General features: G+C 38.0%; 20 protein-coding genes. 18 read left to right on the forward strand and 2 right to left on the reverse strand.

Going from position 1 to position 23,652, the window contains the following annotated elements; all coding sequences use genetic code 11:
- Window positions 1–7 precede the first annotated feature (7 nt).
- From ACGLXV_RS19505 to xylF, 18 genes are all read left to right on the forward strand, one after another.
- Window positions 8–928 (forward strand): LysR family transcriptional regulator, encoded by a 921-nt coding sequence (locus ACGLXV_RS19505; protein WP_391559980.1) that lies wholly within the window; start codon window positions 8–10, stop codon window positions 926–928.
- 33 nt (window positions 929–961) lie between these two features.
- Entirely contained in the window at window positions 962–2,365 is a 1,404-nt protein-coding gene (locus ACGLXV_RS19510) for a M24 family metallopeptidase (protein ID WP_391559981.1), read from the forward strand.
- A gap of 28 nt (window positions 2,366–2,393) precedes the next feature.
- The gene (locus ACGLXV_RS19515) at window positions 2,394–3,704 is read left to right on the forward strand and encodes a hypothetical protein (protein WP_391559982.1); all 1,311 of its coding nucleotides are present in this window, start codon (window positions 2,394–2,396) and stop codon (window positions 3,702–3,704) included.
- Window positions 3,705–3,949: 245 nt separating this feature from the next.
- Window positions 3,950–5,350: a PTS transporter subunit EIIC gene (locus tag ACGLXV_RS19520; RefSeq protein WP_391559983.1), complete on the forward strand. Its 1,401-nt coding sequence runs from the start codon at window positions 3,950–3,952 to the stop codon at window positions 5,348–5,350.
- The gene (locus ACGLXV_RS19525; protein ID WP_391559984.1) at window positions 5,334–6,449 is read left to right on the forward strand and encodes an oxidoreductase; all 1,116 of its coding nucleotides are present in this window, start codon (window positions 5,334–5,336) and stop codon (window positions 6,447–6,449) included. Before ACGLXV_RS19520 ends, ACGLXV_RS19525 begins: the two co-directional genes overlap by 17 nt.
- A 23-nt stretch (window positions 6,450–6,472) precedes the next feature.
- Window positions 6,473–7,411 carry a DMT family transporter gene (locus ACGLXV_RS19530; RefSeq protein ID WP_391559985.1) on the forward strand — a complete coding sequence of 313 codons (939 nt, stop codon included), beginning with the start codon at window positions 6,473–6,475 and terminating at the stop codon, window positions 7,409–7,411.
- A gap of 2 nt (window positions 7,412–7,413) precedes the next feature.
- The gene (locus ACGLXV_RS19535; protein ID WP_391559986.1) at window positions 7,414–7,944 is read left to right on the forward strand and encodes a PTS sugar transporter subunit IIA; all 531 of its coding nucleotides are present in this window, start codon (window positions 7,414–7,416) and stop codon (window positions 7,942–7,944) included.
- Between the two features lie 831 nt (window positions 7,945–8,775).
- Complete coding sequence (locus tag ACGLXV_RS19540; RefSeq protein WP_119706849.1) at window positions 8,776–10,089, forward strand: S8 family peptidase; 1,314 nt, start codon at window positions 8,776–8,778, stop codon at window positions 10,087–10,089.
- Between the two features lie 143 nt (window positions 10,090–10,232).
- Window positions 10,233–10,700 (forward strand): flavodoxin, encoded by a 468-nt coding sequence (locus ACGLXV_RS19545; protein ID WP_391559987.1) that lies wholly within the window; start codon window positions 10,233–10,235, stop codon window positions 10,698–10,700.
- The gene (locus ACGLXV_RS19550) at window positions 10,693–11,580 is read left to right on the forward strand and encodes a hypothetical protein (protein ID WP_391559988.1); all 888 of its coding nucleotides are present in this window, start codon (window positions 10,693–10,695) and stop codon (window positions 11,578–11,580) included. Before ACGLXV_RS19545 ends, ACGLXV_RS19550 begins: the two co-directional genes overlap by 8 nt.
- A gap of 11 nt (window positions 11,581–11,591) precedes the next feature.
- On the forward strand, window positions 11,592–12,041 hold the full coding sequence (locus ACGLXV_RS19555; protein ID WP_391559989.1) for a flavodoxin: 450 nt from the start codon (window positions 11,592–11,594) through the stop codon (window positions 12,039–12,041).
- A 177-nt stretch (window positions 12,042–12,218) separates the two neighbouring features.
- Window positions 12,219–13,340: a sugar ABC transporter substrate-binding protein gene (locus ACGLXV_RS19560; protein WP_391559990.1), complete on the forward strand. Its 1,122-nt coding sequence runs from the start codon at window positions 12,219–12,221 to the stop codon at window positions 13,338–13,340.
- A gap of 90 nt (window positions 13,341–13,430) precedes the next feature.
- Window positions 13,431–14,951 carry a sugar ABC transporter ATP-binding protein gene (locus ACGLXV_RS19565; RefSeq protein ID WP_119706854.1) on the forward strand — a complete coding sequence of 507 codons (1,521 nt, stop codon included), beginning with the start codon at window positions 13,431–13,433 and terminating at the stop codon, window positions 14,949–14,951.
- A 12-nt stretch (window positions 14,952–14,963) separates the two neighbouring features.
- Entirely contained in the window at window positions 14,964–16,136 is a 1,173-nt protein-coding gene (locus tag ACGLXV_RS19570) for a sugar ABC transporter permease (RefSeq protein WP_119706855.1), read from the forward strand.
- Between the two features lie 179 nt (window positions 16,137–16,315).
- Window positions 16,316–17,293, forward strand: coding sequence for a sugar ABC transporter substrate-binding protein (locus tag ACGLXV_RS19575; RefSeq protein ID WP_391559991.1), 978 nt, complete (start codon window positions 16,316–16,318; stop codon window positions 17,291–17,293).
- Window positions 17,290–18,732: a sensor histidine kinase gene (locus ACGLXV_RS19580; protein WP_391559992.1), complete on the forward strand. Its 1,443-nt coding sequence runs from the start codon at window positions 17,290–17,292 to the stop codon at window positions 18,730–18,732. The genes ACGLXV_RS19575 and ACGLXV_RS19580 overlap by 4 nt, the downstream gene beginning before the upstream one ends.
- On the forward strand, window positions 18,729–20,264 hold the full coding sequence (locus ACGLXV_RS19585) for a response regulator (protein WP_391559993.1): 1,536 nt from the start codon (window positions 18,729–18,731) through the stop codon (window positions 20,262–20,264). Before ACGLXV_RS19580 ends, ACGLXV_RS19585 begins: the two co-directional genes overlap by 4 nt.
- A gap of 25 nt (window positions 20,265–20,289) precedes the next feature.
- Window positions 20,290–21,381, forward strand: coding sequence for a D-xylose ABC transporter substrate-binding protein (gene xylF / locus ACGLXV_RS19590; RefSeq protein ID WP_391559994.1), 1,092 nt, complete (start codon window positions 20,290–20,292; stop codon window positions 21,379–21,381).
- 56 nt (window positions 21,382–21,437) lie between these two features.
- Here xylF and ACGLXV_RS19595 read toward each other — a convergent pair whose 3' ends face one another.
- Together ACGLXV_RS19595 and ACGLXV_RS19600 are read right to left on the reverse strand one after the other, a co-directional pair.
- A complete protein-coding gene (locus ACGLXV_RS19595) occupies window positions 21,438–22,298 on the reverse strand; it encodes an RNA polymerase sigma-70 factor (RefSeq protein ID WP_391559995.1) in 861 nt (286 codons plus the stop codon).
- On the reverse strand, window positions 22,265–23,578 hold the full coding sequence (locus tag ACGLXV_RS19600; RefSeq protein WP_391559996.1) for a phytoene desaturase family protein: 1,314 nt from the start codon (window positions 23,576–23,578) through the stop codon (window positions 22,265–22,267). The genes ACGLXV_RS19595 and ACGLXV_RS19600 overlap by 34 nt, the downstream gene beginning before the upstream one ends.
- Window positions 23,579–23,652 lie beyond the last annotated feature (74 nt).

A 23,652-nucleotide genomic window follows, 5' to 3' on the forward strand; every position in this document is an offset into this window, starting at 1 on the left:
AGAGCAGTTGAGTGAACAAAATATACAGCTCTATCGCATATTTAGTGAAGTGGCAAGACTAGGGAATATAACTCATGCTGCAAAAAATCTCTATATTAGCCAACCAGCTGTTAGTAACGCCATCAATAATCTTGAGAGTAGCTTAGGCGTCACATTATTTATGCGAAAAAGTAGAGGCGTTCAGCTTACAGAAAAAGGAGAGCTATTTTATAAGCATGTAAAATCAGCCTTTGACATTTTGGAGAAAGGCGAGTTCGAGATTAAACAGACAGAAAATCGGAAAATTGGCAGGATCAGTATAGGCTTAAGCACAACGATGTGTCATTTTGTGATGAGACCATTTCTGAAAAAGTTTATTGAAGAACATCCTTATATTGAGATTTCTCTCATTAACCAGTCCTCCTATCAAACATTTAATATGCTAGAAGAGTATGGTCTTGATATTGGCATAACCACAGAACCTATGAAAAAGAACATGTTTGAATACTATCCTTTCATGCAATACAAATACATCTTTGTTGCAACTCCCTCTTACATTAATAACTTAAAGCTTCGTGAGGCCAAAAATATTTTTGATTATTTTGCTTTTGGCAATTTAATGTTACTCCATAAAACACATCCACTTAGACAAAGCGTTGATCAGTATTTTTTTCAAAATGGTTTTACTATCGGACATACCCTTGAAGTCTCTAATATGGATTTGCTAATTGATTTTTCTAAAATGGGAATGGGAATCGGATATGTGATAAAAAATTTCGTGTTAGATGAACTAGAGGAAGGATCGTTAATCGAGTTGCCGCTGGATATCCCGCAAGTAAATCGAAGTTTCGGGCTTACCTATAACAAAACGGCCCATTTATCTACACCTATGTCAATTTTCATTGATTTATTTAAAGAAGTGCATGAGAGGATGCAAGAGGTCAGTTAAACGTTTGGATAAAAATTAGATAGGAGCATATATATGACAACTTTAATGGAAACCATCACTTATAGCGAGGTACCAGCTCCAACCACGGAGCCAGCAAAGGTACCAGTGGATTTAACCGATGAGACGATACAACATCATAAAGAAAAAGTCCTCAAACGTATGAAAGAGGATAAGATGGATGTCCTGTTTGTGTACGCCGATCGGGAGCATGGGACAAATTTTGGCTATCTTGCTGGATTTGAACCGAGATTTGAAGAAGCTGTTCTCGTTTTACACAGTTGTGGAAAGGCCTATATGTTATTAGGAAATGAATCCGTACGAATGGGGCGGTATAGCAGGATTGCAGTCGAAGTGGTACATACACCCTATTTTTCTCTTCCGAACCAACCGATGGGAAACACAAAAACACTAGCTGAGTTAATCAAGTCGGCAGGAGTATCAGAAGGAATGAGTGCGGGAATTGCTGGATGGAAATTGTTCACTAGTTCCTTAGAAGATAACGAACAAATCTTTGATGTTCCCTACTTTATTGTTCATGCGGTGGAAAAGGTTGTGGGTGAGTCTGGACGAGTGTGGAATGCGACATCCCTGTTTATTCATCCTGGAAAAGGTGTTCGAGTTAATATGAATGCAAACGAAATTGCTCACTATGAATTTGGGGCATCTGTGGCTTCGTCTTGTGTTCTCCAAGTGCTGGATAAACTTAAGCCAGGACTAACAGAAATGGAACTTGCTAGCGAGTTGGCCGTTTATGGACAGCCGAACAATGTACAGACCATCTGCGCTACAGGGGACCGATTTACAAACGCAGTTGTTGCTCCGAGGGCAAAAAAGGTAAGCATAGGAGATAAATTTGCCTCAACTCTCGGATATCGAGGGGGTCTAACTAGCCGTTCAGCTTATGTTGTTTCTACTAAAGAGGAGCTACCAATAGAGGTAGAAGATTATTTAGATGTTGTCGCAAGACCCTACTATGCAGCGAGTGTTACTTGGTATGAAAATATGGCAATTGGCATAACCGGACAGGAAATGTACGACTTAATAGAATCTGTACTACCAAAATCAAAATATGGGTGGAAACTTAATCCAGGACATTTAACGGCTGGAGAAGAATGGATGTCTTCCCCTATTTACCCAGGATCGGATATTGCTGTTTCAAGCGGAATGTTATTTCAGATGGATATTATTCCAAGTGTTTCAGGCTATGGTGGAGCCAATGCCGAGGATGGGGTAGCTATAGCTAATGAGGAGCTTAGAAAAGAGCTAGCCACAACCTATCCTGATGTATGGGAACGAATCCAAGCAAGACGAGATTATATGATTCACACACTTGGAATTCAATTGAAACCAGAAATTTTGCCATTATCCAATATCAATGGATATATGCGCCCCTATCTGTTGAACAAGACTTATGCCTTTAAAGTAGAAAGAGATTAATAGAAAAAATTAATAGGAGGAGTTCTATATGTTAAAAGTAAGCATGGCAAAAGCTATCATTAATCCGGAGTTTCCGTGCAAAATGGAAGGTTATCATGAAGTAAGATTTAGTTTATTTCAAAAGAACGAAAACGGTGAAGTACTCGATCCGATGCGAACGGCTTACGGAGCTAGAGACAACCTTCTATTAGATACGTTATACATTGAGGCTGAAAACGGAAAGGGAGTGGTGATTCACATTCCTGACATCATTATGATTGAACAATCCTTTGGAGATCGTGCAAAGTCTGCATTATCAAAACATTTTGACATGGACGAAAATCAGTTTATCATTGGCTGTTCACATACACATGCCAGTCCGTTAGTGTCTACAGGAATGAATGAAGATCTTGAGCCAAATCAAGAGTATCTAGAGTTATTGATAGAAAAGATGATTGAAAATACTGCGTATTGCCTTTCTCATAAAAAGGAAGCAGAAGTCACGTGGGATAGCCATCAAATTGAGGGTTTTTACTGTAGTAGACAAGGTTTGGATGTAGAATATTTTGATAAAATTGAGTCACTTCTCTTCAAAAATGAAGAAGGGTTTGGAGTAGCAAAGCTATTAAATATGGCATGCCATCCAACGGTGCTAGATAATAAAAATCTGCTTGTTTCGAATGATTTTTTCGGAGTGATCCGTCGTTACTTGCAAGAAATCGATGGTGTTCCTGTGGCCATTGCCAATGGGGAAGGAGGAGATACTAGTACCCGTTTAACCAAGCGAGCAGGAGACTGGGAGGAGACCGTTCGCATCGGAGAAGGGATTGCCAAGCAAATCGTGGAGGAGAATAAGCCACAAAAACTCGCTTTTTCAGATGTTGTCATTACAGAGGTTCCATATACCATTGATTATGTTCCGGCAGAAAATGATTACCTTCTTACGAAAAAGGTAGAGTTAGAGGAAAAACTCCAAAACCTTGACCCGAATAGTCAAGAGGCTATTTTAATCTCGGCTTGTTTTCTAGTGGACGTAAATGAAAAATTAGGATTAGATCGTATCCATTATGATCTGTCTAGCTTTATCTATGATTTTGGTTCCTTCCGTCTTGTGACGATTCCAGGAGAAATTGATACACAGCTAGCTAAGAAGCTTCGAAATGCCGATGATAAGCCTACTTTTGTCATGGCCTATACAAATGGCTTTTATTATTACGCTGTCAATAAAACGGAGTATGGCAGCAATCATGAATCTTTTAACTCTAGATTTCCTTATGGTGGCGCAGATGAATTTATTGAAAAAATTATATCTAGTTACTCTAAACATATAGTTGAACCAGAAAAAAGTTTTCTGAAATAAGCTGTGCTTATATCTCACATTTTTTATACGTATTTGTTCTTACCTTTTGTCAAGATTACAATTTAAATAGTAAGAAAATTAAAAAAACAGGGAATGTTATTCAACGAATGCATCCTTGTTTTTTTACAATCTAGTATTAAAGCTTCAGCCTTTTCGCGTAACGAATCCTACGAGTGGCTAAATCTAACGCGAAAGATGAGCGATCCAAATGATTGCAACTATTAAAAGAGTAGGGAGATGAAAGAATGTCGAAAAATGATGCAAAGATGAAGTTGGCTGAAGCAGTTCTTGAAACGGTAGGTGGAGAAAAGAACGTCAGGATGGCGAGTCATTGTTATACACGCTTACGTCTTACAATGAATGATTCGTCTATTATTGACGAAGGAAAAATCAAGGCCATTCCTGGTGTATTAGGCGTTGTTATTAGAGGAAATGAGTGTCAAATTGTCATTGGAAACGAAGTCTCCGCGGTTTACCACTCACTAATGACATTAGGTGATTTCAAAGAATCTACGGATCAAGTTCAGAAGATGGATGAAGGTAGAAAGGTAAGCTTCTTTGTAAAATTATTAGATTTTATTGCAGGCACCTTTTCACCCATTATCCCCGTCCTGATTGCAGGGGGTCTAACAGGTGCAGTATTAACAATTTTGACGAATTTCTTCGGAGTGAAAAGTGATTCAGGAACATACATTGTCTTTTCAGCCGTAAACCAAGCAGCCTTTTATTTCCTTCCAGTATTTATTGGATATAGTGCAGCACGTAAATTAAATGTGAATGCTTACCTGGGTGCGTTTCTTGGAACCATCTTACTCTTCTCCACCATCAACGGAGCAGAAGGCCTTTCCTTTTTAGGAATCAGTATTCACCAAACGACTTACAATACAACCGTTTTTCCCGTTCTTCTAGCGGTTGCGTTTATGTCCGTTGTATATAAATTCTTTGATAAGAGAATACCGGCAGTGATTAAAACCGTATTTTTACCTCTACTTACTATGATTATTACAATCCCAGTTACTTTAATTGTATTAGGACCTATTGGTGACATTATTGGTACTTATTTTTCAAACGGAGTATATGGACTTTATAATATGGCTCCACCTTTAGCCGTACTTGTCATCGGTGCAGCTACTCCATTCCTTGTTTTCTTCGGAATGAACAATGCATTATATCCAGTCTTATTCGCTATTTTTGCAGCAAAGAACTTTGATCCATTAATTGTTGCGGGGATGTTATCAGCAAATATTGCGGTTGGTGCGGCATGTTTATCCGTTGGCTTAAAAGCTAGTGCTCCATCACTTCGAAGTATTGGTATCTCTACTGGAGTCACTGGACTGTTAGGAATTACGGAACCAGGGGTGTATGGAATCCTATTCCCGATGAAGCGTCCTTTAGTGGCAGCTGTGATTGGAGGGGGAGTTGGAGGTCTGCTTTGCGGGTTCCTTAAAGTAGCTGGTTACGCAATTGTTTCTCCAAGTTTAGCTTCCATTGTCACTTTCATACCAGCAGACGGAACAATGAATAACTTCTATGGAGCTCTTGCGGTGGTTGCAGTATCATTCATCGTTTCATTTGGAGCAGCTTGGGTACTAGGAACGAAAGAAAATACAGTGAAGAAGGAAGGATTAAATGAGCTTGCTGTTTGAACCATTACAAATTAACCACACAGTCATTAAGAACCGAATCTGTCTCCCATCGATGGTCATTGGAAGTTACAGTGATGAAATCGGGATGGTGTCAGAGAAAAATATTGAGCATTATGTTAGCTTCGCTAAAGGAGGTACGGGACTAATTATTCAAGAGGCTGCAAGTCCATCCACTTACGGGAAAGTAGCTGATGACCAGTTGGGTGTATGGAGTGATGAACATATTCCGGGCTTAAAGAAAATTGCAGATGCTGTACATGCAGAGGGAACAACAATTCTAGCACAGATTTGTCATGCGGGTGTAACTGCAATAGAAGAAGAGACATTTTGTCCAAGTGAATATAGCTGTACAAAAAACGACCGGTTCCGAACAGGAACACCATTAACATTGGAACATATTAAAAGAATTCAGGATGATTTTGTGAATGCGGCCGTAAGGATATGGAAGGCTGGATACGATGGAATTGAACTGCATGGAGCCCATCGATACTTAATCTGCCAGTTCTTTAATTCTCGTGTGAACAAAAGAACAGATGAGTATGGACAAAATCGATCATTATTTGTAATCGAGATTATCAATCGAATTAGAGAGATTGTTCCAGAAACATTTATTATCGGAATCCGATTAGGTGCTTTTGAACCAACTCTGGAAGATGGAATCGCCCATGCAAAAGAGTTAGAGAAGCATGGAATTGATTATCTTAATATTTCTTATGGCTGTACAGGGGAATTTGATAGCTACGTACCCGAAGATTATCCTTATAAGGATGTAATTTATGCCGCAGCTGAAATTAAGAAACATGTCAATGTACCTGTTTTCACTGTAAACGGAATTAAGACTCCGGAAATGGCCGAAGAGATCCTAAAGGTAACAGGTGTTGATGCAGTGAATATTGGAAGAAGTATGCTGGTTAATCCAAACTGGGCAAATGATGCAAAGGCAAATCAGGATACGGGTAAATGTCTTGTTTGTAGGCAGTGCATGTGGCATAACACTCCACCGAAATGCCCAGGTAGAAAAATTCTGAAACGAAGATTAGAGCGGCAGAAGGAAAAAGCCAACGAAAATAAAGTGGAAAGTCGACAAAGAATCGTTTAATGACTTTTGAGATTGGAGCATAAATGAAGAATGATAAACTATCAATCCTATGGTTATCAATTGCGATCATCAGCTTTAGTTCCTTCGAGGTAGTTAGTAAGACAGTAATTGGTTATATTGACGCAACGCAGTTAACATTCATAAGGTTTTTAACGGGCGGACTCTTTTTACTTCCATTTGCGATTGTGGATTTAAAAAAGAGAAACCAAAATATATCGGGCAAAGATTACCTCTCTATGATTGCTTTGGGAATTTTGAATGTAGCGATTAGTATGAACATGATTCAAATCGGTTATCAGTACACAAATGCTAACCTGTCAGCAGTAATAATTAGTGCCAATCCCATTTTTGTGGCACTAATTTCTTCCTTCATATTAAAAGAAAATCTATCTGTTAAAAAGATGATTGGTCTGACGATTGGGATTATAGGTGTCCTTGTCGCCCTAGGTGGTACGGGAAACCTATCACATCCACAAATCATTGCTGGAATTGCTCTACAAGTAGTTGGCATGATTGCCTTTAGTTTTTATACGGTTTTCGGGAAAAAGACATCACAAAAATTAGGTAGTTCTGCGATGACATCTTTTACGGATTTATTTGGGGCTCTAGCGATTTTACCAGTAGTCTATTGGAAGGGAATAGAACCATTTTCGTTTGACTTAGAACCTATATGGTTACAAATGGTTTATATTTGTATCGTGAATACAGGGATTGCATTTTACCTCTATTTTAAAGCACTAGAATCATTGGACACGAGTCTAGGAGCCATGTCTTTTTTGATAAAACCTTTGCTTGCGAGTATTATAGCCGCATTATTTTTAGGAGAAACAATTACGATTCAACTATTTATTGGAATCCTTTTTGTATCAGTGGGAATATACCTTGTATTGCTGTCTACTAAAGGCAAAAAGAACTATAAAAATATCGGAGCAAAACCGAAAGTTAAGTCTAGTACATTATAAAAATGGGGGCGGTTGCTATTTTAAAAAGAATGTTTGGAATAAAAACGGAAGCTAGTTCTGTTATTGAGTTTCAAGAAACAAACTTGTTTGTAGCTCCGTTACATGGGAAATTGTTACCATTAACAGCCGTTCCGGACGAAGTATTTTCAAAAAAGATGCTTGGTGATGGATTTGCTATCGATCCCACTAGTGGAGAGGTTGTATCACCGATCAGTGGAGAGGTTGCTACCTTATTGCCTACAAAGCATGCAATAGGAATCATAGATGCTAATGGAAGAGAAGTATTGATTCATTTCGGTATTGATACAGTCCATTTGCAAGGGGATGGATTCAAGTCACTGGTGAAACAAGGTGAAAAAGTTACAGCAGGACAGAAAATTTTAAAAGTAGATTTGGAGTTGGTCAGGAGTAAGGCATTGTCTGTTGTAACTCCGATTGTGTTTACCAATTTAAAAGTGGGGCAAACCGTTTCCTTGCAAAACAGTGAAAATGTCCAACTAGGTCAAAAGATTAATATTGAAATAACCGAATAATATGAGTATTGATCCTATTAATATCATAAATTAATAGGATTTTTTAATGCTTATGACCGTTGATGTTCTTTTTCCTCTATTCTGAGTTCGAATGAGGGGTCGATTCGGACAGCCCAAGCATTGTAAGGAATTACAGAGTCCGAATGAGAGGTTGATTCGGACAGCAACAGCATTGTAAGGAATTACGGAGTCCGAATGAGGAGTTGATTCGGACAGCAACAGCATTGTAAGGAATTACGGAGTCCGAATGAGGGGTCGATTCGGACAGTCCAAGCATTGTAAGGAATTAAGGAGTCCGAATGAGGGGTTGATTCGGACAGTCCAAGCATTGTAAGGAATTACGGAGTCCGAATGAGGGGTCGATTCGGACAGTCCAAGCATTGTAAGGAATTAAGGAGTCCGAATGAGGGGTTGATTCGGACAGGCCAAGCATTGTAAGGAATTACGGAGTCCGAATGAGGGGTTGATTCGGACAGCTCAAGCATTGTAAGGAATTACGGAGTCCGAATGAGGGGTTGATTCGGACAGCCCAAGCACTGTAAGGAATTACAGAGTCCGAATGAGGAGTTGATTCGGACAGCAACACCATTGTAAGGAATTAAGGAGTCCGATTTGAGAAGTCATTTCGGACAGCCCAAGCATAGCCAGGAATTACGGAGTGGGGGGGTTAGTATTCAGAGCCCGCTGATCTTCTTTTTATACTCTATCGGTAACAATTGGAATGGCTCCCGATATGCGCCTTATTTTTTCTAACTTGGACAAGCGCCGACGCAAACTCTCTCTCATCTTCATATATCTGTAAAAGAATGATTAAGATAGGAGGGAATTTGATTGTTCGGGTATTCAATGGTTCAAATGGTAAGATCTCATGCGGATAAGCTGGAGCGACCGTTAAGGGAACAAATATTGAACATGTATAAACCCTTTAAATGGACGCCTTGCTTTTTGCATAATATGTTCGAAGGGATGTTAAAAAGAAGTAAAAAGTACTCGGTTATTATTGAATTTCAAGAGGGATGTTACGACACTGGTTGTAAAGAAGTAGATGGAATAATGAATCGTCATATGAGAAATAAAATTAAGAGTCATTTTCCTAGAGTGTCCTGCTGTAGTGCTGACATAACTCCTAGTGGGTTAGAAGAAATGCTGACTAGTTGTAATCATATTAAAAGAGTGTACCTCAATAGTGAGGTAAAGGCTTTTCTTAATGTAGCAGTATCCTCTGCAAAAGCTTCTAATATTGTAAGAAACGGGACAATACTAACAGGTAACGGTGTGAAAATCGCCATCATAGATACAGGAATATATCCGCATCCAGATCTTTCAGGTAGAATTACAGATTTTGTTGACTTTATCAATAATCGAACAGAAGCTTATGACGATAATGGTCATGGTACGCACTGTGCAGGAGATGCTGCTTCTGCTTCTGTAAATTATGCGGGGCCTGCTCCAAGGGCAAATTTGGTAGGAGTAAAGGTACTTGATAAAATGGGGTCAGGTTCACTTGAAACAGTGATGCAAGGGGTGGACTGGTGTATTCAGTATAATGAAAATAACCCAAATAATAAAATCGACATTATTAGTATGTCGTTAGGAAGTACCGCGCAAAACTACCGAACTGAAGATGACGATCCAATGGTTAAAATAGTAGAGGAAGCGTGGGCAGCTGGAATTGTTGTTTGTGTAGCTGCAGGGAATGAGGGACCAGAAAAAAGTACGATCGCTAGTCCTGGATTAAGTGATAAAGTAATAACGGTAGGAGCACTTGATGATCGAAATACGGTAGAGAGAAGTGACGATGATGTGGCAAGCTTCTCTAGTCGGGGACCAACCATTTATGGTGGAGTAAAACCAGATATATTAGCACCTGGAGTAAATATTGTTTCATTAAGATCGCCGAATTCCTATTTAGATAAATTGCAAAAAAGCAGTCGAGTAGAGAATGATTATTTTACTTTATCGGGAACCTCGATGGCCACTCCAATTTGTGCTGGGGTTGTAGCGTTAATGAAAGAAGCAAACCCTAGACTAACCCCTGATGAAGTCAAAAAATTATTAATGACTAACACAGATGTTTGGCGAGATCGAGAAAAGAATATTTATGGTTCAGGTTATATAAACGCTGAAGAATCCATTCCTCAGTAATAGTAAGAAGAGCTTCCTTATACAGGGAGCTTTTATTTTTATTGAATGAATATTTATAAAAATATAATTGACATTGAGAATCATTATCGATTATATTTAAGTTGTTAATAATGATAATCATTTTCAATTAGGGGAGGAGAACAGTGAAAATATTTATTGGCTATGTAAGTATGTCCGGTAATACAGAGGATATGGCGAATATTTTGGAGGAAACTCTTCTTGAATGTGGATGTGAGGTAGATCTACTTGATTTAGAAACAGTAGATGTACATTCTTTAAAAGACTACGATTGTATCTTCTTTGGTGCATACACCTGGGGAGATGGGGATCTGCCATATGAGGTCGAAGAGTTTTTCGATGATCTCAAAAAACTAAATTTAAATGGAGTAAAGGCTGCTTGCTTTGGCTCAGGTGATACGCTCTATCCTAAGTTTTGTATGGCAGTGGATATCATGGCAACGACACTGCATGAACAGGGCTGTGATGTATTTGAGGGGAAATTAAAGGTAGAGCTTAGTCCTGAAGCAGATGCGGAAGTAGACGAATGCAGACAGTTTGCGAAGTCAGTATATCAATGGGTCAATAAGGGGGAGAAGCTTACATATGTTTGAAAAAGGGTCTACTGCAGTTTTATCCACCTCTAGATTACCGTTTATTGTGGCTGTGAAAAATGCAGGTCTATACTCTTTTGAAAAAGGTGAATGGCTCTTGCAGTACCCCCTTTCACACAGCATTTATAAGCTAGTATGTATTTCTCCATATATTTTTGGGATAGGAGACAATGGGCTGATTGTTCGTTATAACCCTTATAACAATAAATGGACACATACATTCTTCCCAACACCACAACGACTTTGGGACATCACAGGGAATGAGTCAGGTCTTATTATTACCCATGTAGGAAGCAAGCTTTATATTTCATATAACTTTGGTTCCAACTGGTCTGTTATCCATCCTTTTAAAGAATTGTCTATTAAACCATTCATCCGCTCCTTATTTTTGTATAAAGAACACTTATACATTGGTACTCAGATTAATAGAGAATCAGGTGGTTTATGGAGTTTTTCTTTGGAAAGTGGTGAATTAACCCTTGTAAAAAAAGAATCAAACTCCATGATTTCTTCCATTTATATAGATTGTGAGGATTGCATGTTTATTGCAAAAGGAAATGCGAGGTCTAAAGAAGGATCTATAGAGATGAAGTCACTTCGTGGATCTAGATGGAAAACATTTGAACAAACCATCTCTGAAAAGGCATTTCTAGATGTATTCAACGTAGGAAAGAACTTATATACAACCACAAGTAAGGATGAATACGGATATTCTAGATTATATGAAATTAACAAACAGAGACATATTCTATTACCTATTGAAACAATAGAAGGGCATGGCTTCAGAGGAGCTGGCTGTAAGGATGAATTGTTTATTAGTTCTCCTATCGAAAGCAAGTGGATTGATCGAAGCTATGAAATGACAAAACTAGTTCACTAGGAGAGATGATCATGAAAATTGGTGTTATATATGCAAGTATGTCAGGAAATACAGAAGCGATCGCAGATTTAATAGTTGAACAACTAAAAAAGCATAACCATGATGTAGATCTGAAGGATATGCTTAGCCTACCTGCTAGCGATTTCTTACTTTACGACCTAATTTTTATAGGAATGTATACTTGGGGAGATGGAGATTATCCGGATGAATGTCTAGATATTATTGAAGAAGTGGAACAGTTAGACTTAAACGAGAAGCCATTTGCCCTATTTGGATCAGGAGACACTTCATATCCTGAATTCTGTGGTGCATTAGATAAGCTTAAGGAATTAATTGAGAATCAGAATGGTGTATGCTTAGGAGAACCGTTAAGAATAGAATTTAATCCAAGCAAAGCAGATGAAGAAGAGATCAATCAGTTTGTCATGCAAGCATTATCTGTTTTTGAAAAGAGTAGTTAAATAAATGTGATTAAAGAGTGGGTCTGGGTCAACCAGGTCCACTCTTTTTGTACTATAGAATAAAAAAGTGCAGACGATACCAAAACAATGCTAGTGTTAACGCTTACATACTAATCTTCGACTTTTTATAATTAACTTGTAACCAATTGAGAACAAAAATATTAAGGGGGAAACAAGATGAGAAAGTTTTTGAGAACGATTTCTTTAATGCTAGCTTTTATGTTAGTGGCAGGTGTGCTAGCCGCGTGTAACAGTGAAAGTAGCGGTGGTGGAAGCAGCAGTAGCAAAGTAAGTGTAGGAATCGTATTACCAACTAAGGATGAACCAAGATGGGTTCAAGACGAACAAAGATTCAAAGATGCTCTATCAGGCTCAGAATATACTACAGAAATCTTATTTAGCCAAGGTTCATCTGCTAAGGAAAAAGAAAATGTAGAAACATTATTAAATAAAGGTATTGAAGTACTAATCATTAGCCCTCAAGACGGTGAGGCTGCAGCGGCTGCTGTTGAAGCTGCGAAGAAGGACGGAGTTACGGTTATTGCTTACGACCGTTTAATTACAAATACAGATGCAGTAGATTACTATGTAACATTTGATAGTCTCGCTGTAGGTGCGGCACAAGGTCAATACTTAATTGATTCCGCAGAAGGTTCAAATGTTCCATTGTATTTATATGCTGGTGCTTCTTCTGATAATAATGCTTTCTTGTTCTTTGAAGGAGCTTGGAGCGTTCTTCAACCGAAGATTGCTGATGGAACATTTACCATTGCAAACTCAAGTGAAGCTGAGAAATTAAAGGATAAAGCGGAATTAACTCGTGATGAAATGAGTAAAATTCTTGGCCAAGTAACAACAAACTGGGATCCAAATGAAGCGAAAAACAAAGCTCAAACACACCTAACAGCTGTTGGTGCAGATATGAAGGGTGATGTAGCTATTCTTGCGCCGAACGATGGTACAGCTCGTTCTATTGCAGACGTATTCTCTTCTGACGGAGAAGTTACTAGCTTTGTAGTAACTGGACAAGACGCTGAAAAAGCATCTATTCAATATGTAATCGATGGCAAACAATCAATGACTGTATTTAAGGATGTTCGTACCCTTGTTACGGATGCAATGGGAATGGCAGTTGATATCCTTGATGGAAAGACACCTGAAACGACAGGTAGCTACGATAATGGAGAAGTTGAAGTAAAAGCGAAACAAACAGATGTTATCGTTGTTGATGAGGAAAACGTGAAGAGTGAATTAATTGACTCAGGTTACTACGAAGCCAGCGAATTTTCTGGACTTTAAAAAAAAAACAGAGTTTGTTGCGAAATAGTGGTAGAGTGGTCTATCACTATTTCGTAATTGTAACAGTTGTCTTGTAAAGGGGGTATACAAATGAGTGAGTATATTTTGGAGATGAAACAAATCTCCAAGAATTTTTCAGGAGTAAAAGCACTAAGCGATGTGAATTTCAAAGTGGAAAAAGGTGAGATTCATTGTCTAATAGGTGAAAACGGTGCAGGAAAGTCAACACTGATGAAGGTGCTAAGCGGAGTGTATCCTTATGGATCCTACGAAGGAGATATTCTGTACGAAGGAAATGTACAACAGTTTAACAAGATTAGTGACAGCGTAAAAACAGGAATCGTTATTATTTATCAGGAGCTGGCTTTATTTCCTGACCTAACTGTATATGAAAATATTTTTGCTGGCAATGAAGTGAAAAACGGTGGCATTGTGGACTGGAATAAAACCATTGCTGAAGCGAAAAAAATGCTAAACAAAGTGAAGCTAGATGTCAATCCGGATACACTCATTAAAGATTTAGGGGTAGGGAAACGTCAACTAGTTGAAATCGCAAAAGCTCTAAGCAAGGATGTTAAACTGCTTATTCTCGACGAACCGACCGCAGCCCTGAATGAAGATGATAGTGAAAACCTGCTTGAGTTATTACGTGAACTTAAGAACCAAGGAATCACTTGTATTATGATTTCACACAAGCTAAAAGAAGTTATTTCCATCGCAGATAAAGCAACCGTTCTTCGTGACGGTCAAACCATTTGTACGTTGGATGCAGCAAAGGGTGAAATCAATGAGAGCACAATCATTAAGAACATGGTTGGTCGTGCGATAGAAGATATTTATCCAAAAAGAGAAAAGCAAGCATTCGGAGGGAAAATTCTTGAATTGTATAATTGGTCTGCCTATGATCCTCAATTAGGTAGAAAAGTAGTGAAAAATGTAAATCTACACGTGAAGAAAGGTGAAATAGTAGGGATTGCAGGACTTATGGGTTCTGGACGTACTGAACTTGCGCTGAGTATTTTTGGTAATGCAAAGTCCTATAAGGTAGAAGGAGATTTAGTCATAGCAGGAATCTCAAAAATACTCAAGCATCCAAGTGATGCGATAAAAACAGGAATTGCTTACGTTACCGAGGACAGAAAGGGCGATGGATTGTTTTTAATTCAAGACATTAAAAACAATATATCGGCCGCGAATCTAAAGGGAATTTCCTCAAATGGCATGATCAATGACAATGAGGAGATTAAGATTGCAGACCATTATAAAAAATCATTAACGATAAAAGCCTCTTCCCTAGAGCAATTAGTTGGTAACTTAAGTGGAGGGAACCAGCAAAAGGTGTCTTTAGGAAAATGGCTGTTTGTTGGACCCAAACTGTTAATTCTTGATGAGCCTACTCGTGGGATAGATGTGGGTGCAAAATTTGAAATATATACGGTTATGAACGAGTTAATTAAACAAGGCATGAGTATTATTATGATTTCATCAGAACTCGGTGAAGTATTAGGAATGAGCGATCGAGTGTACGTAATGGCTCAAGGTGAAATAAAAGGTGAGTTGTCAATAGATGAAGCAAACCAAGAAAATATTATGCAGCTTGCTACGCAATAGGAGGTTAATTTAATGAGTATTTACAAAGAAGCGAAATCGTTGATCAGTGAAAATATCCGTGACTATGGCATGTATATTGCCCTTATTGTCATTATTCTTACCTTCTCAATTATGACGGACGGACTATTTATGTCTTCACGTAATATAAGTAACTTACTAGATTCAGCAGGTTATATTGCTGTATTAGCTGTAGGTATGACGCTTGTCATTGTTATTCGACATATCGATTTATCAGTTGGTTATGTTGCTGGTTTTCTTGGAGCTATTGCCGCGATCCTTCTTACACAAGCAGGAGTGTCTATTTACATTACCATACCTATCATTCTCATTTTAGGGATTGTGGTTGGTCTACTAAACGGTTTTCTAGTTGCCCAAATTGGAATTCCCTCCTTTGTTGCTACATTGGCAGGTTGGTTAGTTTTTAGAGGAGCATTACTGCAGGTAACAGAAAAGACAGGAACCATTATCATTCAGGATGATCGATTTAATGCGATTGGTAATGGCTTTATTCCTTCACTTCTTCAAATCAACGGTCTTCATTTACTTTCCTTAATAGTTGGCTTAGTAGGAATTCTGTTTTATATCTATGGCGAAATTTCTACACGCAGAAACAAGATTAAGTATGATTTTGAAGTGATATCAAACGGAATATTTATTTTAAAGTTGGTTTGCATTTCAGCAATTATCGCCTACTTAACATGGATTTTAGCAGGTTATAATGGAATCTCATGGACGGTTATGATTATACTGCTAGTTGTTATTGTGTATCACTTCCTAACCACAAAGACTGTGCTTGGAAGACATGTTTTTGCAGTAGGTAGTAACCCAGAAGCAGCCCATCTTAGTGGGATTAATGTAAAGAAGATCACTTATATGGTATTTGGTTCGATGGGAATGCTAGCTGCCCTTTCTGGAATTTTATTTACTTCACGCTTGCAATCAGCAACCACAACTGCTGGGACATTATTCGAACTAGATGCTGTTGCGGCTGCGTACGTCGGTGGAGTTTCTGCCGCTGGTGGAGTCGGAAAAGTAACGGGAGCCATCATCGGTGCGATTGTTATGGCATCGTTATCTAATGGGATGAACCTACTAGGAGTTGGTATTTCTTATCAATATATCATCCGAGGTGGTGTATTAGCCTTAGCCGTAATTTTTGACGTTATGACTAGAAAAAAACGATAGATACGTAGAAGAGGGATTACATAGGGTAATCCCTCTATCTTTTTATATTGGCGTCCCCGCTCCTTCCCCTCTAAAATCAACCGCAAAAAAGCTGAAAATTCCAACTAAATATTTTGAAGAATTGCAGGTAGATGATATGATGAGAGTAGTTTACTATAAGTAGAAAGAGGATCAGTCAAGTGCGAAAAACTAGTATATTTTTACTATCCCTTATTTTCATTATCCTTTGCTATTTTACTTTTATATCTGCAAAAAAAGTTTTTCGCTCGGATTGGCAGCTATCTCAAAGTACGAATCAAAATGTGGATCAGCATCGTCTTGTATTAATTACTCAAGATATGGAAACATCCTTCTGGGATCAGGTAGAGAGTGGCGCTCGAAAGCAAGCCTTGAAGGAAGGGGCAAGTCTAGAGGTTTGGGGTAGCTACGGAAACAATCAGGAGGACTTTTTAGAGAAAATTGAAATCGCTCTTTTTTCAAAAGTAGATGGGATCATTGTACAAGGTTTAGATAACGCAGAGTTTAAAGATTTAACAAAAATAAAAGCATCGTTTTATGGAATTCCTATCATAACTGTAGCAAATGATGTTCCCATGTCAGAGAGCTTTAGAAGAACTTTTGTTGGTTCTGATCAGTATCAAGCCGGCCGAATGCTAGCAAATGAGCTAATGAAAGAAATGGGTACATCAGGGACCGTGGTGTTAATGTACGATAGTGAGCATGAATATTATCAGACACAGAGACTAAGTGGAATACAAGATGTTTTAAATGTGTATCCAAATATTAAAACGGTTCTTGCCCAAACATCGGAAACAAGAGAGCAAGTTCTTACCACTACTCAAGATGTTATGAATCGTAATCCAGACGTGGATGCTTTTATAGCTGTTAATGCGAATTTTGCTGCGGGAATGGTTCAGGAAATTGGAAAGCGTTCTCAAGTAGAGCCTTATTTCATTTATTCGTTTGACGATGGTCCTGAAACATTAACTTTACTAAAGGAAGAAAAACTGGACGGGATTGTTAAGCAATCACCCGAGATGATGGGAGAAATTAGCGTTCAATTGATCATGGAGTGGTTAAATGGTGATACGGTTCCTCTTGATATAGACGGGTATTTTACAGATATTCATTTTTTGAAAGCGGTAGACGTACAATGAACAGTATTCAGAAAAAAATTCTTACGTTAACAACAGTGGTTCTTGTGATTATGTCCGTAATTTGGGTAACGCTTACATATTATAATCATAAAACGCAAAATCAATATAACGAAATTCTTCAACGATATTTAAGTCTGAACGAGGTAACGAACGCAAGCCAGCAATTAATCACCGATCTCAATAACTATATGCTCAAGCCTACCCCTGAAAATCTAGATCTGCTTGAGCATAGCGAGGAAGGGTTAATAGAAGCAAAACTGGATGTGGATACACTAAGGAACCCAGAGAACAACTTCACTTTGTCCAATTATATTAATCTCATTGATAGTCTTCAAGAAACGACAGACAGATTCCTACTCTATTATTCAGAAAAAGATACGGAGGCCTCCACTAAGGAATTTACGGAGGCGATGAATATTTCCAATTATATATCTGAGATGACTTTGACCTTACTTGATACAGAATTAAAGACCCATGACAAGTTTTATCGAAGCATCATTGAACGATCCGGAGAGGTTATAAAACTTGGTATGTGGTTGTTGTTGTTAATTACCTTTGTACTTATTCTTATTACGTACTGGTTTTCATTAGGGATTACGAGACCTGTCCTTAAGTTAACTCAAGCAGCCAACGAGCTATCAAATGGAAAATTTGATGTTGAAATTAAGGTGGAGACAAATGATGAGATTGCCTTTCTTGCTAGAACCTTTGACCGAATGCGTAACAATATTAATAACCTAATCTTGGAAATTAAGAATAAGGCACAGCTTGAACGGGAACTTCAAGAGAATAAGATTTTATTACAAGAAAGTCAATTTCGAAGTCTACAGAGCCAGATTAATCCGCACTTTTTATTTAACACTCTTAATACACTTTCTAAGAAGGCATATTTAGAGGGCTCTGAAGAAACTAGTGATCTTCTTGTCAGCGTTGCAGGATTGCTTCGATATAATTTAAAACAAATTGACCGATCAGTAACTTTGTATGAGGAGGTTGCTGTATTAAAACAATATATGGATATTCAAAAAGCAAGGTTTACTGAACGCCTGAAATTGTACTTGGATGTAGATGAAGATTGCCTATCTGTACGTATTCCAGCCCTCACTCTTCAACCTATTATTGAAAATGCAGTGATTCATGCCATTGAGCCGAGAGAAGAAGGCGGTATCATCTGGTTCCGAGTGAAGGATGGAGAAGACATGATTACAATTGAAATTGAAGACGATGGAAAAGGGATGGACAAAAAGAAAATTCAGCAAATTCTTGAAGAAAACACGATGGAAATGGAAGGCCATTCTACAGGAATTGGATTCAGCAATGTCGTAAAACGACTGCGTTTATTTTACGGTTATGATCATGTAATTGATATCTTTAGTGATAAAGGAAATGGAACGAAGGTTGTATTATATATTCAAAAGGAAGGGGTGGATAAAGGATGATCAAACTTCTAATCGTAGATGACGAACAAATAGAAAGAGAAGGCATGCAAGCCATTTTAGAAAAAACCTACCCTGAACATATAATCAAACAAGCGAAAAATGGGAAAATGGCTGTTCAAATGGCTTCGGAGTTTCAACCTGATGTGATATTTATGGATATCAAGATGCCCGGAATGAACGGACTCGAGGCAGTGGAACAGATCAGTGCGAATCATCCGCATATCAAATTTATCATGGTGACTGCGTACGATACTTTTGATTATATGCGTCACGCCATTAAACTTGGAGTGAAGGATTATTTGCTAAAGCCTAGTAAAGCAAGTGACATTGTAGTAACGGTAGGCAAGGTTCTCAAACAGATTGAAGAAGAACGAAAAACTCTTGCATTAAGTCAGTATCAGCAAAGTGCACTACAAAAAACACTAACTCTCGTTGAAACGGATGTGGTAACACAATTATTGTTTGATCACGTCCACGAAGTCCATGTAGATATGCTCGTGGAGATGCTTGATATTCAATCGACAAATGAAATGTTTGTTATGCTTGTGATTTTTCCTACAGGGTCAGAGCATGTATATTCCAAAGTAAAAGAGAAAGTTAGACAAACAAATAGTGGATGGGTAGGAGCGCTCTACGGGAGCCAGCTTCCAATTATTGTTTTCAGACAGCCTGAGAAATCCTACCGTTCTCAAGCAACATCACTTGCACGAGAGATACTTTCCCTTTCTCAAGCACAACAAGGAACGGGATGGTTTATCGGTGTTGGTGAGGTGTGTTACTCACTAGATCACATCAAGCAATCGTATCAAGATGCACTTGTTGCAACGATGGATACAACCCTACCAATTAAGTACCGTTTCTATAAGGATATGTCAATTTTAGGGGATACTAGTAATGGGCAGCTTGCTCCACACCAGAAAAAAGAATTTTTTGATCAAATTCGCCTTGGTAATTGGGATTATATTCGACTGAACGTTTTGAATATATTACAAGTATACGAGAACGATGGGACAGAGTTGGTAAAAACGCAACAACGGATGTTGGAGGTACTTTGGATCGTATCTCGTGTCTTGAGTGAAATGGGAGTAGAAACGGATAGCCCTCTATATTCTTCTCAATTTACTGACTACCGTCAACTGAGATTAGAAACGATACAAATTCTAGATCGGATGCGGCAATCATATGTAAATCATTATGAAAAATTAGAATCAGATACCATTCAACAAATCAAACAATACATTATTGATCACTCCCACGAGGATATATCATTAGATGCACTTGCAAAGAAAGTAGGACTCAGCCCGATTTATATAAGTAAGATGTTTAAAGAAAAACTTGGAATTAACTATATTGATTTTTTAACCGAGTGTAGGATTGAGAAAGCAAAGAAATTAATGTGTGATCCTGATAAGAGTATAAAGGAAATTACCTTTGAAGTTGGTTATCATGACCCAAATTACTTCAGTAAGGTGTTTAAAAAAATGGTTGCGGTTTCACCAAATAAATACCGAAAGACGCTTCTTGGTATTTAGTTTAGTCGGATAGGAGAGAGAGCAAATGGATCGGGGATTTTCCAATGCTAGATTGATTATGTTCACACTCACGCTAATCTTTTTTACATCTGCTTGCGAGAATGCACCTGAAACTAGAGCAACGACAGACTCTACTGCAGTTGGAAAAAACAATTCTCCTGATAAATCATCCGAGGAGGAAAAAATAAAAATTGGATTTTCGATGGATACATTAGAGGAAGAACGGTGGTTAAGAGATCGAGAACTTTTTAAAGAAGCGGTTGAGAATTTAGGCGCAGAAGTAGAAATAATGGCTGCGAATGAAGATGATGCCAAGCAAATTTTACAAGCAGAGACACTAATCAGCCAAGGAGTTGACCTTTTAGTTGTTGTACCCAACAATGCAGAAGCAACCGCAGCTATTGTGAATAAAGCACATCTAGCAGGAATCAAGGTAATTTCTTATGACAGGCTAGTAAAAAATGCTGATATTGACATGTACATTTCCTTTGATAATGAACAAGTAGGTGAGCTTCAAGCAAAGGCAATTACAAAATTGGTGCCAAAAGGGAGATATGTATTAATAGGTGGTGCTAGTACAGATTATAATGCTCATTTGTTGAAAAAAGGGGTATTTAACGTACTGCAGCCATACATAGACAGAGGAGACATTACAATTGTGTATGACCAATGGACCGAGAATTGGACTCCAACAAATGCTTATAAAAACATGGAAGAAGCTTTAAAAGCGAGTAATAATCAAATTGACGCAGTCATTGCTGCTAATGACGCAACAGCAGGTGGTGCCATTGAAGCTCTCGAAGCCCATGGACTTGCAGGTAAAATACCTGTAAGTGGTCAAGATGCGGAGCTTGCAGCTGCCCAGCGCATTGTGAGTGGAACACAACACTTGACTGTATACAAGCCGTTGAACATGTTAGCAGAGAAGGCCGCTGAGCTAGCAGTTAAGCTGGCAAAAGGGGAAAATATAGTTGCTGATAGAAAGATAAACAATGGTAAAATTGAAGTTCCATCAGTATTATTAGCTCCTATTGCCGTGAATAAGAATAACCTGGATGAGACGATTATAAAAGATGGTTTTCATTCTAGGGAAGATGTTTATACACCAAATGAATAAAATGACACAGGCCCTGCTTTCGAAAAGTAGGGCCTTTTATTTAACAGTCTAAATAATTATTTCATTGGTAGCTTGTCGGGGTTCATAATAATATATATTTCTTCAATTAAGTCGTTACATATATAGAAGCTAATAACACTATGAATCTGGTTTTTACTATAATTTACTATTGCGGGTTGACCGTTGACATTATTCAATTCGGATGAAAAGTCCTCAGGAACTATTTTTATAATGCCATATAATAGCGAAAGCACGTTAGGCTGGGAAACGATGGGACGTATAGCAGCTTTGACCTTTCCTCCACCATCGGAGTAAAGCGTGACATTCTTTGATAGCAGCTTTAATAATGTATCCATGTTTTGCATCTGAAACGCTTCAATGAAACGATTGATGATCGACAGGTTATTCTCGTAATCTAAGCTTTCTCCCTCAACACTTGCAATCTTTTGTTTTGCTCGACTGAAAACTTTTCGGCAGTTTTCTTCTTTTTTATCAATCATGTGAGCAATTTCGCTATACGAGATATCAAAAACCTCTCTTAATAAAAGTATTGCTCGCTCGTTTGGTGATAAATGCTCCATCATCCGTAAATAAGCTATGCTCAACCCTTCTTTTTGTAATAATACTTCAGCTGGATTGAGATCCATTGATTGCAATAACAATGGCTCTGGATTCCATGGTCCGATATATTTTTCTCGTTTGTACTTTGATGACTTTAATACATCAAGGCTGCGATTTGTCATGATTTTACAAAGATATGCTTTCTTGTTATCGATCTTCTCATCGTCTATTTGATATGCTTTTAAAAAGGTTTCTTGGACGATATCTTCTGCATCAGCTACTGAACCTAACATACGATACCCTATAGAAAATAATAACGGTTTCAATTGTTTATACTCTTCATTGCTGATCTGCACGAAATCACCTCTTTTTGGATAATTTCCTCTGCTGCTTGTTTCCCACTGCAAGCAGCCCCCTCTGACAAGATATAATGAGGAGAGGCCCAATCTCCTGCTATATATAATCCAGGGATTTCAGTTTCAGAACGTTGGAAATATTTTTCATGCCCAACTAGGGGAAGGCGTTGATTTACAGTGATATTTGGAAGAAAACGACTTGTAACACAAACGTCTCTCCATCCTGGCTGCATCGTTTCTAAAAATTGTTCAAGCTCATTTCTTACCTTAATCGAATCAATGGAATCATCAGGGTGATAGTATTTAAACACATGAACAATCGAGTTTTTACGATTTTCCGAGAGGGAGGCAACATTTGAATGTACGGAATAATAAAGGGAATCATTCATATCTAAAGCAAATAACTTCTTAGGGTGTGGGAGTTGAGATAAAGAAATATCTAAACTAGCACCTTTGACAGGTGTTAGTTGGGAAAAAATATTATTCGCTTTTACATTCTCGATTTCACCTAATAGATTAGTGAGTTCAAGTGGTCCAGTTGTACTTATTACATATTTACAGAAAATTTCCTCGTTATTTGAAAGAATCATTTTTAAACTACGATGCTCAGTTGGTATAACTTGCTTTACAATAAAATGAGTTTTAATCTGTACACCTTTTATGACTGCTTTATTGTGGAGTTGGTCAATGATTGTTTGCCAACCGTCATGTAAATAGAGTACTCCGCCCAAGGAAGTCTTAATGTGAGTAACGACTATTTTTGCGCTAACTTTCTCAGGACAATGACAGTAAGTTGAAAGCCTACCAAGTACAAAAAGAAGTGATTGGACGTTTTTTGATTGAACACCTTTCTCCACCCATTCTTGAAAGGTTTGGTCAGCTAACGCCTGTGTATCGACCTGTTGAATTTTTGATAAAATAAAAATCCATTCTATCCGTTCCTTCCAATTAAGTAGACTTGTTGTAAGAAGTCCCAATGGATTAAAAGGGGCAGTATATTCTTTAGTGTTTCGAGTTAATATTCCTCCTAGCTTAGGTGAACCTCCATCCAGTTTTATATCTAACTCTTCGAGAATGACTGCTGCTTTTCCTTTTTTATAAAGGGCATGAGGTCCCAAATTAAAATAATCTTGTTTTATTTTCTCTGTTTGAGCTCTCCCGCCAACCTTGTTTCCCTTTTCAAGGATTAATATAGATAAATCACTTTTCGCTAAATAGTTGGCTGCTATATAGCCCGCTAAACCTCCACCAATAATAACAACATCCCACATTTGAGTCATATAAAAAAACCTCCTAGTTATCTTTTCATCAATCATGACGAGGAGGAGAGATTTTTGTGACATAAATAAATAAA

This window comes from Robertmurraya sp. (assembly GCF_036676585.1).
Lineage (GTDB): Bacteria > Bacillota > Bacilli > Bacillales > Cytobacillaceae > Robertmurraya_A.